This is a genomic window from Spirosoma agri, from assembly GCF_010747415.1.
GTDB lineage: Bacteria > Bacteroidota > Bacteroidia > Cytophagales > Spirosomataceae > Spirosoma > Spirosoma agri.
Genome location: NZ_JAAGNZ010000004.1, coordinates 186,651 through 198,975 on the forward strand (window position 1 = coordinate 186,651; position 12,325 = coordinate 198,975).

Sequence of the window (12,325 nt, forward strand, 5' to 3'; positions counted from 1 at the left end):
CCAGAAAAAACTATGAATACAACGGCTCTATTGAACGACCCTCAAAACGCAGGGAATCATAATATCATCAGCTAATTCATAATAGACGAAAAGCGCTATATTATGAAAGCGATTGTAGTAGTGGCTGTTACCTCCTACTGGCACAAAACTATCATCAACTGCGTCGTGGGTAAGGTTTCCGAACGTCTCCGAATTCTCATGCCAACCTATCTCACTAACTAATCCATCGCTCTTACGAATTTGTATCAGAATCTGAGTAGTACCATTTTCTTTCTTGTACGTGTAAAGAGTACCGTTCGGTCTTTTCCTGCTTGAGACTAGTTCGAATCGCTTCCGGCTTAATATAGTTCGTACGGCTCGTTCCTGTTTCAGGAGTAGGCCTTTTAACTCATAGTAGTCGAGCATCGGCCTGGCCATTGCTGGTTGAGCGGTTATCAACTGGATAGGCGCTAATAGTGCCAGGCAAGTCACTAACAGTAGAAGCTTGATTTGCGTAAGTCTCATGATCATAGCTACTCTTGACTAAAATGTGCGGGAGCGTTTTGCTAGGTTAAATGAATCGGTTTTATGCGATACCATTTTATGCTTATTCAGTTGGATGAGCATTACCGCCATTATTCATAAAAACAGCGTCTAAACGTGTCCTACGTGTGGGTGTTACACAACAGTTTATGGTGAACTCGCTTTCGGGATAGCTGACTACACAAGCAGTGGCGGTGGTTCCAGCTGAAAACAGGATATGGACCCTTTTACCCTAACTTCGACATCCTTCATCCCGAGAATCCACAGGAACCTTTGTGGGGGAAGCTATCACAACCCCTTCAGGGGATTCCCACGCATTGGTCCAATAGGATGAAGTCGTTGATCTGGCTCAATGCTCACTAATTGGTTTACCAGAATTATCAGCAGGGCCGCATTATGCCACAAGACGATCGTTGACTTATTAGTAGGTGTCAATAAAAACCGTTGAGTAAGCACAGTCCGTAAACCTTGGAGATCGTGTCCCTTTTCGTGGTGCAATTTGTAGACAGTTTTACCTTTATTTTCTTTAGCTATTATAGACTAATCGAGCGATGTCGATTCCTCCAATTTTGTAAAGCCCAGAAACCGCTGACAACTACAGTACTTCCATAAAAGTACAACCAGTAATAGGGCGATTCAACCAGGTATAATGGATTATTGGTTAACCCGTGGAATAGCACTGTAAAAAACAAATTTTGGGTCAATACGTAGACAACCAGAAAAAACAAGCCCATCATAAAGACCCGACTCAGTTCGCTCAAGCTGTGCTCATACTGGAAAATGTAAGCAGGAATATGAATAAGCGTAAATAGAATTAACGATCCTATGCAAAGCAAAATAGTTCGATGATCTTTTTTGAATTGCTGGGAAAATCGAAGCGGTAAGTAACGGAATATCCACTCTTCCAGTATGGCCCCCGGCAACGAGTTCAGGATAAATAGTAAAAAGAAGCTGGGTAAACGATCGGTTAGTGAGAATATGTGAGCATGAGTAGTGAAGGTTGATAGGAGCATAGTGGTCAGTACTTCCACAACTATAATAGCGCCTAACCCCTGTAAAATAGTCTTGCCTTTGAATGGCTGGGTAAGCCAGATCTTTTGGTCTCCTGCCAGCAAATAAGTTACTATAATCTGGATGAAATAAATAGCTAAACCAAATAAGATTGCTATTTGTCGTTGCGCTACCAATGTTTTGACGAATTGCCAGTAAAACAACCCATTAACAGCTATTATAAGCAAACAATTGATAAGAAGAATTCGACTAAATTGGTATGCACTCATAGACTCGGAACAATTTATCTGTCAGCGTCTCCAGTAAGTAGGATCTCTACCTATTTTAATCACATTGTACGTCTCAAAGATGTGAGCTGGGCCGATAGAGACTCAAGATATAAATTTATTCTATTCACAGCAGAGCAGTTATAAAACAGCCCTGAAAATATGTGCGAAAATGCTCAAGTTACCTGTAAATTTAATCAGTATCTTTCTGATAATTAAGGCCTTATATCACTATATTGACTTTTTATGCGTTAGGCTATGACATTTAACTATATAAGGCTGGATTTCAATCACTAACCTGTTAACAGCTATGAGCTGGAAGGCAAAATGGGGTGGTGCTTGTACTGACAAAAACACAGATAAATAATTGACGTTGACTTACCAAATGTCAACGAAAATACAAAAACTTGCCAGCATTATTTAAGAGAAAGGAGTTGAACTATATCGTAAACAGTTTCAAAATTGAGACTATATAAATAACCCAAAAAAAGATTGATACGATCGCAATAGAGGCTCATCTTAGCAATTGTTTAGGCGATAAAAATATACCAAACGTTTACCTTGAATCGAGTTAAAACAGGATTGATACTACGGCGAGAATAAAAAGGACGATTAAAAAAGCAGGGCTTGCCACTTGTTGTAGAAAAGTGAACCAAGGGAGGGCGGGTTGAACTAAATTTGATTTTCATAGGAGGTAAAAACCTTCTTTAGGCAAGGCGAATATCCATAGTTTGAACGCATTAATTACGAGTAAGATACCCTAGAAAGTGGCTTTGTAGTGGTCATAACTGCACCTTTATAACGAATTATGAAAAGTATATTGCTCATTCTGGGAATTGTGTTACTCGTACAAGTCGGTTGGTCTCAATCAACAATAACTGTACGGTTGAAAAGTCAGCTTAGAGAGCCAACTTACCTTGAATACATTGACGTTTTTAATAATAACCAACTGACTATTTTATCGAACACAAATCAACAGGCGAAGTGGTCGGTTGAGCAACCTATTTTTTTGCGGGACGCTGATCACCGGAGTCAGGCCCTATACTTGCTGTTCCCAACTAAATCTTACACCTTAACTCGGGGAGTAAATCATTATTTAACCGCTGATACAGCCGGGGATACGACCAAGGCCCTTGCTAACTGTCATCAACAGTATTTGAATACGCAGAGATCACTTAATCAAGGTGAGTGGAACTTTGAAAGGGAATACTTAACAGGTGTTTCTTACACCAAACTAACGTTTGAACAACGATCTCGGGAACTGCAAAAACGCTATCAAAGCCGTTTACTTTTTCTCAACCAGTACGCTAATCAACACCACGTAACGAGTAAGCAGGTAACTCCCTGGAAGGACTACTTTTTCTATCAATACATACGAGGCTTAGTGACCCATACCGCTACCCAGATTCCGTCCGATTCTATCAACCAGTACGTTCGTTTTTTTCAGGATGACACCAAATTGTACATTCCCGAGTACCGTGCCGGGGCGATCAGTCTGTTGCGTATACTGGCGTATCAACCTACAGGCAAGCTTGATTTCGCGCAGATGTACCAGAGGGCTACTCACTCGTTTTCGGCGGGTACTCGTGATTTTTTATTATTTTATATTATGAAAACCTTGAGCCAGCCGAAAGAAGATAAATTACCAAACATGGATTTTGATTTACCACTCGCTCGTCAGTTACTGCCTGCTTTTCAAGCAGATTGCCAACAGGATGCTTACGTTAAATACATAACGAAATCGATGAGTTTTCTAACGACAACGCGATCGTCGGTTGGTAAGGAAGTCAAGTTGCTGGATGGGTTAGGATCGTCAGTCACTTGGGCTCAATTGCTCGCTGGTCATCGTGGCCGAATCGTATACGTAGATTTTTGGGCAAGCTGGTGTGCCCCTTGCCGGGCTGAACTACCAGCTTCGTATCAATTACGAAACTCGTTGGTGAAAGACAACATCAGTTTCCTTTACATTTCGATGGATGAGGATTCACAAGCTTGGTTGAATGCCCTCAAACAGGTCGGTCTGGAAAAACAGTTTAGCTACCTACTGACTCATTCATTTCAATCTGATTTAGCCAAACAATACCAGTTGAAAGCCATTCCTCGCTACTTATTATTCGATAAGCAGGGGAAGTTGATATCGGCCAGAGCGAAACGTCCCAGTGACAAAGCCCTTCAATCCGAATTGCACGGTTTAGCCCGGTAAAGGAGCCAGATAAACAATTGACTACAGGAACGTTGATCACTAGTTGGACGGAGAGTTAATTCTTCTTTGGTGCACTACCATCAACTGAGTGACTCGGGGCCACCGGTGCGTTTGCAAATGTCTACCGAGGGTTTGGTTAGCTACGAAAATGAGTCTGGTTTGTCGACGTGTCACAACGAAAATAGCCTGCTAAAACTAGTTGAATCAGCGCTAACTTTTGCAATTGCTCCGGTGGCCCTGAGCTGCGCACCTTATGCGATAGAGACGGTAAACAAATTTCCAACCCTTTATTGATGGTAGGATTCTACCATCTATAGGAGATGATATCATGAAAAAAATTAGTCGCTTTTACCTGCTGTTTATCGGTTGCCTGTGTATTTTCTGGCTCGTCACGAGTTGCTGGAAACGAGAACATTACTTCCTGCTAACTACCAGTACAAAAGGGAAATGGGAGTGGGTTAGTACAACAACACCAACTCGTGTTCTTACCCCACAATCGGTCGGCTACACCAGGCAGTTCTCCGGGGGGACTGATGAGCAGGGAATCTATGTCGGCTTTTATAAGAACGACACGTTGCAACGCCGGGTTTACGAAACGTCGAGAGATACGACGCATACATTCGTGGATCATGGGCGCAACACGGTGTTAATAAAATACGGAGGGGCTGGTTTTATTAAATACTATGTAGCAACCGGCACGAACAACGAAACGATTACGGTGAGCGAACTATTGAATCCTTATACTTTACCCGCTGATACAATTCGGAGTGTGTATCGGAGTGTGGGCAACAAACCTCTCTATCCTTACTGAGTATACAATGGCCTACGAGCGTATAGATGCGTATTTATTAGCGACGTACTTATCTCCATCAATCGTTACGGACGGAATGTCGTCCCTCTACACGTAAGCATTTGTACAACAGATCCATACTTTTTGCCTGCGTATCACTACTGATTTTCAACTTGTGGGACAGGAACGAGGGAGCCGAAAATAATTTCGTTGGAAGGTTTGCAAACCGCATAGCCGTTGAAACAGAAGCCTTTCAAAATAGTCAACGTTGCTAGCAGCTGGCTACTATAAACTGAAGCATGAGTTTGATGATGACTGATTCGCTCCAAGTGATACCGCAGGCGGGTACAGATACGCGAACTGGTACGATAACGCTAATAAGCAATTGAGTTTGATATGTACAGCGGATGAAGTTGCCGATGGTACAAGGTCGATCAGGTGAGTTTGTAAAAGATTACTGATTCTAAACAGGGATTGGATGCAGTGAATCAAGTAGGCACTCTCACCAAGAGGTAGCAGGATTGCGTCAAGGGCTAGAGGCCTAAATTTCACGATTCGGAGAACGAAGCTAACGAAGTAGTGTCTACAAATCCTGGGTTTAATTCCTTACTACAGGACGCTTACATAACATGTAACAATTTTTGTAGCAGTCGAAGAAATGATAGACTTCAATACCTGAACGCTAACCCTATTTTGTTGTATACGTGCCGTGGCTGTTGCTAAAGTCTAGGATGGTCCAGATCAACTGAATCAAGATACTGATCCTGACGCGTAATCGGTCTGGTTTTAGTCCGATTATTTGGGTGATAAACCCTAATTCAGACTTTTACAACAGCCACTGGCGAGGAAACAACTTGGCTCTCGAAATCAGTGGTGGTTCGTGACACGGTGATTTGACAATGCGTCAATCCGTATTCTTCGGCATTCACAGATATTGAGCCATCACATGAAAAGTTTCAGCCCGTATCTTACTTGATGACCGCCAGAGCGGCAGCGTAATCAGGCTCTTGCCCTATTTCCGGCACCTGCTGTTCGTAAACGATTTTTCCTTCGGGATTCACTACGATTACCGCACGACTCAACAAACCTTTCATGGGTCCGTCGGCGATTTGCACCCCGTAAGAATTGCCAAAATCAGTTCTGAAATCAGAAAGCATCACTACGTTTTTGATGCCTTCCGCGCCACAAAACGCTTTTTGGGCAAACGGCAGATCTTTGGAAATGCAGAGCACGGTTGTGTTCTTTAATCCAGCTGCATCCTCATTGAATTTTCGCACCGATTTGGAACAAACACCTGTATTTACGCTTGGAAAGATATTCATGATCACGTATTTGCCTTTATAATCGGCTAACGTGTTATCCTTGAGATCAATACCAGTCAAGGTAAACTCTTTGATCGGTGTTCCCACAGCCGGCAGTTTGCCAACGGTATGAATTGTTTTACCACCCAGCGTAATGGCGGTGCCTGTTGTCTGAGCGAATGAACTACTTGTAATGATTAGTCCAGCCAGCCCAAACAAAAAAAGTTTGAAGGCGGGTATGAAGTTTTTGATACTGGTCATAAAGATGGATTAGTTTACTAGTGATTCCTCAAATGTACAAAGAAAGAGTTACGCTGGTATACCGGCACACCTACTCAGGTACGCCAGGTACGCCTTTCTGAATTAAATGGAGTGGCACCGCCCGGCGTTAGTTAATGAAAGCGACATGAGTGCCCACTTCCTTTCGCAATCGAGTGGGCACCTTGGAACAGTCAGTAGTAATGAAACCTCCACTTTTATCAGCTGAATGCAAGCCATCAAATGCGTACTTATCAGGGTAGACTTGTTGCCCCAACCGCCGATGGCTGAACGGTGGTTAACAGTGGCTTAGGACGAAGCGGTTGAGGAGTATTAACGGGATCCCGTCGTTGCCCCGGCGTGGTGTCCCTCTTGACTGGGGCTGCTTTTTTATAAGCCCTTATTCCACCAATAGGGGGTAGATACCGGGCCGCCCGGAGCCGATTTGCTAACCACTTCGTCTCGGTGCGCCCCTTGATATAGCGCTCAACCACCAATGCAGCGATGGGTGCCGCCACGTCGCCCCCCCAACCGGCGTTTTCCACGAAAACGGCTACGGCAATGGTCGGAGCGTTCATGGGAGCAAAGCCCACAAAGATGGAGTGATCAAACTGGTGACCGTATTTCGTATTTTGCGACGTACCTGTTTTACCACATATGTCGAGCCCAGCCAAATTGGCCGATTTAGCGCTACCACTCACAACGGTCCGGCGCATCCCGTCGATGACCGGCAGGTAATAGCGGTGGTCAATGCCTGTATCATGGTGCTTTCGGTATTGGTCTGGCAGTTGAGCGCCGATCGTTTCGAAGCCTTTGAGGTAGTGAGGAGTAATATACCATCCTCGATTGGCAATGGCCGCGGCTAGGTTGGCCAGCTTCAGGGGCGTAATCAGCAGCTCTCCTTCTCCAATACTCAGGGAGGATATGTACGAAAACTTCCAGCGATTTTCACCTTTGTAGAGCCGGTCGTAGTAAGGCACATCGGGCAGGTTACCCCGGCGTTCGCTGGGTAAGTCGACACCCAATTGCTGACCAATGCCAAACTGTTCGACCCGTTGGTGCCATTTGGCTAAACCGACGGCCGAAGCTTTAAACGTGTTCGTTTCGGAGTTGTTATACAACATCCGGCGAAACACCTGATAGAAATACGGATTACAGGAATTACCGATAGCACCCCGGAGATCGTTACCCCCCCGACAGTGACAGCGCATCGGCGAACCAGCATGGCCGTACACCGTATGGGGTGTCAACGTACCCTCCTGTTGGGCCACCAGGGCCTGGATGAGTTTGAACGTGGAGCCAGGCCGGTAACTAGCCATAATTGGCCGGTTAATCAGCGGTTTGTAACGATTTTTGAGCAACGAGCCGTATTGGTTACTAAAGTTGCTGGCCGATAACAAGTTAGGATCGAAGGTTGGGGCCGATACCGACGCCAGAATCTCACCCGTAGCGGGCTCAATGGCAACAATAGCCCCTACTTTGTTGACCATCAGGCTGTCGGCGAAACGCTGCAAATCGGAGTCGACACTAATGAGGAGGTCTTTTCCCTTCACCGCCAGGGTATCGTAGGCACCACCTTTCCAGGAACCTTTGGTGACCCCATGCACATCCTGCATCATAAACTTGACGCCCCGCCGGCCCCGTAACTGCTCTTCGTAATAACTTTCCAGTCCACTCTGACCGATGTAATCGCCCGGCCGGTAGTAGGGATACTCCTGCTCATCGAGCTTAGTCCGATTGATCTCACTGACGTAGCCCAGCGTATTGGCCAGCGTGTGTCCCGGATAGATCCGAACCGAATTGATCTGGGCATGAAACCCTCTATAGTCAACCAACGCATCCTGAAGGCGGGCAAAGTCCTGCTTCGATAGTCGCCGTTTAAAGAGTGAAGGTTTCACCATTGAGTAGTTCTTGGCCAATCCCATCAGGCTGTCAAAGTCCGCTTTGGACAGATTCATGAGGGTACAGAAGGCCGCCGTGTCCGCCATGATGACTTTTTTAGGCGTAACGTACAGATCATAAACGGGTGTATTGTCGACGAGTAGTTTATGGTTACGATCATAGATCTGTCCCCGATAAGGAGTCTCGATGACCCGATTGATCGAGTTCTTGGAAGCCCCAAGCGAATAGGTATCGTCGAGTACCTGTATATAGAATAAGCGTGCTAGATAAATCAGGGCAACGAAACAGAAAACCCCAATAACCACCCACTTACGATTTTCCTCCATGACAATGACTGCTTGCTTGGTTTACTGATTAATCAACAAAGTTAGCACAATAACCGTACACTGCCATTTTGCGGCTCTATCATTGCTAAACCATGAGGCCGCGTAATGTCAGCCCCCCGCTAAAAATGTAGCACGAGCCGATGTTCATTCGGTCTGGGTAGTGCGGTAGTCAGGTGTGCGTGTTTACTCCGTGGAAGACGGTCGGGCTGCGCTGACTTTTTCACGCAAACTTTTCGAGTCGTCCACTACTTTGTCAATAGCTTCCGTTTTCACGAGTAGGTTGATCAGGGGTCAACTTTCTTTGATTCGATCGGTCCTTATTTTTTGCTCACGGTTATCTGATACCCGAAAGGAAGCGTCAAGCACGGCTCTGTTACGGCTGAATCAAGTGTACACTACGGGTTGACGATAACAAATATTCGTAGAAGCAATCGGTATGAATGCACTCTTCCGCGCTGAGGATATTTCTTCAAAGGTCCTGATTCTACCGGACCACGATGATATGGTATACCCGATGTAACGTTACATGGCCTTACAACAGTGGAAGGTTGCCCCATATGTTTCCATCAAGACATTGGCAGGTGCCTCGATTGATCGGTCAACTACAAGTATCGATCCCTTTGCTAGTAGGTGCTCATCACGCTACCAGTAGTTAGTCGCTGAACGGACCCAATTAATTGACTACTATAAAACAATTTGCTTAATCCTGCCTTTTACTTACTGAAAAATACTCAGTAGTATTTACTCAACCAACTACCTATACTTCTATGACAATTCAACGCAAACTGGCCGCCGAGTTCGTGGGCACTCTATGGTTAGTTTTGGGCGGCTGTGGCAGCGCCGTGCTAGCAGCAGCCTATCCTGATCTGGGCATCGGCTTCGGCGGAGTAGCCCTAGCCTTTGGCTTAAGTGTACTGACCATGGCCTATGCCGTGGGCCGTATCTCGGGGGGACACTTCAACCCCGCCGTCACCGTGGGTTTAACCTTGGGTGGCAGTTTCGAGCCACGCCTGATCTTGCCTTACATCGGGGCTCAGGTAGCCGGGGGGGTAGCGGGGGCCGGACTGCTCTACCTAATCGCCAGCGGTAAGCCAGGCTTTGAGCTGGGTAATTTCGCGGCTAACGGCTACGGGTCGCACTCCCCGGGCGGCTATTCACTCACCGCGGCCCTGGTTAGTGAATTCATCCTGACGTTCATTTTTTTACTGGTCATTTTAGGGTCCACCCACAAAAAGGCCCCGCGGGAACTGGCCGGTTTAGCTATCGGTTTGTGTCTGACGTTGATTCACCTGGTCAGCATTCCGGTCACCAACACTTCGGTCAACCCGGCTCGTAGCACGAGTCAAGCCTTGTTTGTGGGGGGGTGGGCTCTAGAGCAACTGTGGCTATTTTGGTTAGCCCCGCTTGCGGGGGCGGCTCTGGCGGGTGTCTTCTATAAGCTCGTCTTAGATAACTCGGCTCGCGACCCGGACTGAAAACACATACTGATTAATTAGTGGGCTGGTAACAAACCACTGAAGTTGTTTCGGGGATCGCATCCCGAGGACCGCGTTCCAGGGTTTGTTGCCAGTCCATAGCTTAAAAAAGAGGGTTTCATACGAGTATTTGCTGATACCCGTTAACTCCGGTTTGTTCACATTCGACTACTTATTGCTTAAGGACGTCAGCTACGTCGACCACGTCAAAATCAGGGTTTGACTGGAAGAGGTGTTTTAGAATGGTAATGTGGCCATAGCCGAACAAAACCATGATCGACTTGTCAGTAGGACGAATGGCACGTAAGATGTTGGTGTAAATATGCAGATTGGTGCTGTACCAATTCGCGACTAGATCCGTACCGGGATAGTCGGACCCCTGGCCAATCCGCGTGGCATACGCCGTGTAGATCGCTGCGTTTTTAGTCAACTCTTCGTTCGAATTAATAAACCGGAATAGGTCAGTGATTGACTTCTCCTGCTGTGCGGCTACTATACCAGCCGCTGTGCCAGCCGCAAACTGATCCAAGGCCGCCAGTTGCGCTGTCTGGTTGTTCTCCTTGGCATATTTGGTAACCGCATCCAAGTCGAACGAACCTCGATAGTTGACGCAGGTTACCGTGGGTAAGTTGAGCCGTTTGGCCAATGGGTAGGCAATCTGATCGATTTCGTTAGTCCCCAGCTTGTATTGACTCTTTAGGTATTGCTGGTAGGCACTATCTATTTTGCTTTGTTTTTGGGTAGGCACTTCGATGCAGATTTGATTGGGAGCGAACTGACTCAACTGAGCTAGCAGCTGTTCAAGTTGCACCTGGCCTTGCCTGTCAGTGAGGTTAATCTGCTTATTTTGATAGACATCCTGCGTGGAGGGGTTGAAATGGACACTTCCTAATAGCAGTATTTTAATTTTAGGGGTAGCCCGTTGTTGGGCACATACATGAAGCGAGATGAACAACAAAAAAACGCCTGATAGATACTTATACATGTAGAATGAAGAGAATGGTTGTATGAGTAGCAAAGGTATTCGTTCTCTTCTCTGTTTTCGCATATGCTACCAACTCTGCTCGACTCCCCTTACTACTATCCTCATGAACGCCCCTCATTGGATGCAATACAAAAGGATTGATTTTTCTCAAATAGGAGCGTTTTTGTAAGACAGTTTAATAGGCAACATTTTTGTTCAGTATAACGAACTACTTAGAGGCCAAAATCTATAGCAGTCCGTAAAAATGAGCATTGTCTTAGTTTGATTTTCTGTATGCTACCCATCTGTAAAGAAATACGACTAGTACGACTATCTGAAGGGCTGCCCAAAACCAATTCCGATCCAGACTGTAACCAGTAAATGTCAGTAAAAACAAGGCAGCACCCAGTAACAGCGTCCAGTCCTTACGTCCTTTCCGCAGCGCGTAGTACATGCCTATAACAATGAGAATACGAGCAACCAATAATAATGCTACCATAGTGCTAGTTTTATCAGCTTAGTCGAAGTCGAACGGATAATCATTGCCATAAAGACGAACGTAACGATGAATGCGGCCATGAATGACTGGGGCCCCACTCCCCTACCGGCTAATTGGGAAGCGATTCGAAACCAGTGGTTAGGGGCGCATAATCGCGATTTTTATGTCAATTTCGTCATTTCCCTACTGGTTTTATGGGGTATTATTTCTTTTGGATCCGGTCTGGCCTAACCAAGTCTGGAGGAACAAAACCATCATTGAGCAAGTGATTGCTTGTGGTTTTATGCATCTTTATTTACGCTTTATGTACGTTCTCTATTAGGCAGCTGTCGGGGGGTTTCCCATAGAATTCTACTTCCCTTGGCGCTTTTAACTAGTTGAAAGAAATCAACCAGTTAAAGCAAACATACTAAGTGGGACTAGCTAAACTGTAACAACTCGTCAACCAACTTCAAAAAAAAGAGTAGCCCACTTATTCATATGCTAACCGCCGTCTATAATCCGTCCTTATTTTGATTAAGCACACCTGTTGAAGAACACCTTGGTCGACTTAACCCCATCGCTATCTAAATTGAATAGTGCCGAAGGAGAGAAAGGAGCAAAAAAGCCCGAACCAGTTATGGCTCGGGCGATTCACTAAATCAGGGTGGGATAGACTTAATTCGTTCGTAGTAACTTGACCTGCTGACGTTGGGTAGGCGTGCTTATTTGTAAGAGTAAAATCCCGGTACTAGCGCCCAGCGGCAAACTCACTCGCTCTAGGACACCCGCCTGGTCGATTCGTTGAGCATGTACCGGCTTGCCCTGT

Annotated in this window: 7 protein-coding genes; 3 read left to right on the forward strand and 4 right to left on the reverse strand. The window is 45.8% G+C overall.

Going from position 1 to position 12,325, the window contains the following annotated elements; translation table 11 throughout:
- Nucleotides 1-1,055: 1,055 nt before the first annotated feature.
- The gene (locus GK091_RS26360) at nt 1,056-1,802 is read right to left on the reverse strand and encodes a CPBP family intramembrane glutamic endopeptidase (protein WP_164043724.1); all 747 of its coding nucleotides are present in this window, start codon (nt 1,800-1,802) and stop codon (nt 1,056-1,058) included.
- Between the two features lie 805 nt (nt 1,803-2,607).
- On the opposite strand from GK091_RS26360, the gene GK091_RS26365 reads away from it, so the two are divergent.
- Complete coding sequence (locus GK091_RS26365) at nt 2,608-4,002, forward strand: TlpA family protein disulfide reductase (protein ID WP_164043725.1); 1,395 nt, start codon at nt 2,608-2,610, stop codon at nt 4,000-4,002.
- 328 nt (nt 4,003-4,330) lie between these two features.
- A complete protein-coding gene (locus tag GK091_RS26370; RefSeq protein WP_164043726.1) occupies nt 4,331-4,813 on the forward strand; it encodes a hypothetical protein in 483 nt (160 codons plus the stop codon).
- 947 nt (nt 4,814-5,760) lie between these two features.
- On the opposite strand, the gene tpx is transcribed toward GK091_RS26370, so the two are convergent.
- Both tpx and GK091_RS26380 read right to left on the reverse strand, forming a co-directional pair.
- Nucleotides 5,761-6,354 (reverse strand): thiol peroxidase, encoded by a 594-nt coding sequence (tpx, locus tag GK091_RS26375; RefSeq protein WP_164043727.1) that lies wholly within the window; start codon nt 6,352-6,354, stop codon nt 5,761-5,763.
- 251 nt (nt 6,355-6,605) lie between these two features.
- The gene (locus tag GK091_RS26380; protein ID WP_164043728.1) at nt 6,606-8,579 is read right to left on the reverse strand and encodes a penicillin-binding transpeptidase domain-containing protein; all 1,974 of its coding nucleotides are present in this window, start codon (nt 8,577-8,579) and stop codon (nt 6,606-6,608) included.
- A gap of 767 nt (nt 8,580-9,346) precedes the next feature.
- Between GK091_RS26380 and aqpZ the strand changes: the two genes are divergently transcribed.
- A complete protein-coding gene (gene aqpZ / locus GK091_RS26385; protein WP_164043729.1) occupies nt 9,347-10,054 on the forward strand; it encodes an aquaporin Z in 708 nt (235 codons plus the stop codon).
- Between the two features lie 172 nt (nt 10,055-10,226).
- Here aqpZ and GK091_RS26390 read toward each other — a convergent pair whose 3' ends face one another.
- The gene (locus tag GK091_RS26390) at nt 10,227-11,039 is read right to left on the reverse strand and encodes a DUF5694 domain-containing protein (RefSeq protein WP_164043730.1); all 813 of its coding nucleotides are present in this window, start codon (nt 11,037-11,039) and stop codon (nt 10,227-10,229) included.
- Between the last annotated feature and the right edge of the window lie 1,286 nt (nt 11,040-12,325).

Excerpts from the sequence above, each read along its gene's own strand:
- GK091_RS26360 (WP_164043724.1), bottom strand. The coding sequence starts at position 1,802 with ATGAGTGCATACCAATTTAGTCGAATTCTTCTTATCAATTGTTTGCTT.
- GK091_RS26365 (WP_164043725.1), top strand. The coding sequence starts at position 2,608 with ATGAAAAGTATATTGCTCATTCTGGGAATTGTGTTACTCGTACAAGTC.
- GK091_RS26370 (WP_164043726.1), top strand. The coding sequence starts at position 4,331 with ATGAAAAAAATTAGTCGCTTTTACCTGCTGTTTATCGGTTGCCTGTGT.
- tpx (WP_164043727.1), bottom strand. The coding sequence starts at position 6,354 with ATGACCAGTATCAAAAACTTCATACCCGCCTTCAAACTTTTTTTGTTT.
- GK091_RS26380 (WP_164043728.1), bottom strand. The coding sequence starts at position 8,579 with ATGGAGGAAAATCGTAAGTGGGTGGTTATTGGGGTTTTCTGTTTCGTT.
- aqpZ (WP_164043729.1), top strand. The coding sequence starts at position 9,347 with ATGACAATTCAACGCAAACTGGCCGCCGAGTTCGTGGGCACTCTATGG.
- GK091_RS26390 (WP_164043730.1), bottom strand. The coding sequence starts at position 11,039 with ATGTATAAGTATCTATCAGGCGTTTTTTTGTTGTTCATCTCGCTTCAT.